Source organism: Allobosea sp. P1_A7 (assembly GCF_056406775.1).
The window spans coordinates 1-1,614 of record NZ_JBFTZN010000543.1; the positions used below are offsets into that span (position 1 = coordinate 1).

The 1,614-nt window shown below is 71.7% G+C and carries 1 protein-coding gene; it reads left to right on the top strand.

Annotated elements, in window-relative coordinates:
• Positions 1 to 1,344: autotransporter outer membrane beta-barrel domain-containing protein (locus tag AC1D34_RS37435; protein ID WP_476827012.1), on the top strand; the 1,344-nt coding region annotated here is incomplete at its 5' end.
• Positions 1,345 to 1,614: the final 270 nt, after the last annotated feature.

Genomic DNA, 1,614 nt, shown 5'->3' on the forward strand with positions numbered 1-1,614 from the left:
CCCTACACGCTGCTCTCGGCAGCGGGCGGGCTCGGCGGCACGCGCTTCGGCCCGGTCGACACGACCGGCTCCTTCGGCGACGGTGTCACCACTGCGGTGAGCTACACCGGCAACGACGTGCTGCTGACGCTGACGCCGAAGCCGCTGGCGCCAATCGTGACGCCGACGCTCGGCGTCACAGCGCCGCGCAACGCCGCCTCGGTCGCTTCGGCCATCGACAGTGCCGTGGCCAATGGCGTCGACCCGTCCGCGCTGTTCGGGATCTACAACCTGCCGGCGGCGGCGATCCCGGCGGCTGTGAACTCGCTCTCGGGCGAGGTCCATACGGCGGCGCCCGCGATGGCGCATGTCGCTTCAGACCAATTCCTGCGCACCATGCTGGACGGCTCGGGCAGCGGCCGGCTCTCAGGAGCGCCCGGCGGCCCTGCCGGCGTGGCCGGCTTCACAGCCGACCTGCCATCGAGGCAGGATGGGCCGGGACGCCCGACCTTCGATCCGGCGCGCTTCACGCTCTGGGGCGCGACTTTCGGCTCGACCGGACGAACCGACGGCGACCGGGTCGTGGGTTCGGCCAACCGCAACCTCTCCGATGCACATGTCGCGGTCGGCGCCGACATCCGGCTGGGCTCCAGCACGGTCATGGGCGCCGCAGTCGCGGGTGGCCAGTCGCGTGCCTCGCTCTCGGGCGGGCTCGGCAAGGCGCAAGCCGATGTCTTCCAGGCGGGTCTCTACGGCCGCACCACGCTTGGCTCCGTCAACCTCGCCGGCGCGCTCGGCTATGCCCGGCTCGACACCGCCGCCAGCCGCGCCATCCCGGCGCTGGGCCGCACCGGCGTGGCCGCCTCCTATGCGACGCAGGCCTGGTCCGGCCGGATCGAGGCGAGCCTGCCGGTGGCCGGCTGGGGTGGCCTGACGCTCTCGCCGCTCGCCGCCTTCCAGGCGGTGCGGGCGAACAGTCCGGCTGCGGTCGAGCGCGACGGGATGGGCGCGACCGCCGGCATGCTGACGCTGCCGCGGCGCACCGACATCACCAGCCGCAGCGAGCTCGGCCTGCAGCTCGACGCCAACCTGATCGCGGGCGCATCTCCCGTCACCGGCTTCGTCCGCGCCGCCTGGGCGCATTACTACCAGCGCGACGCCGACCTCACCGCCGCGCTCAACGGCCTGCCCGGCGCGAGCTTCGCGGTGAGCGGTGCCAGGCCCGACCGCAATGCGGCGCTGCTCGCGGCGGGAGCCGATATCAAGCTCAGCCAAACCGTCAGCCTCGGCATGCGCGTCGACTCGGAGCTGTCCGGGAACACGCAACGTGTCGGCGGCACTGCCCAGCTCAGGATGAATTTCTAAGAAACCCGCGACGGCGCCAGCGCCGATCGAGCGGCCGAGACGCGGCCGCTCGATGGTGTCCAGATGATCGCTTCGACGCCACGCAATGTCAGCTATCGGCACGTCGCCGAACGGCCGCTCCCCACCGAGGCCGTGTGCAAACGCGCTATTGGGATGCCTGAGGTGTGCGCCGCGTCGTCTGCGGGTGAAGTTGGACGAGAGTCGCGGCGACCCGTTCAGGTCCGCATCGCCAGAATGAGCGGCCCAGCGCCAAGGATGGCGATCACTCTC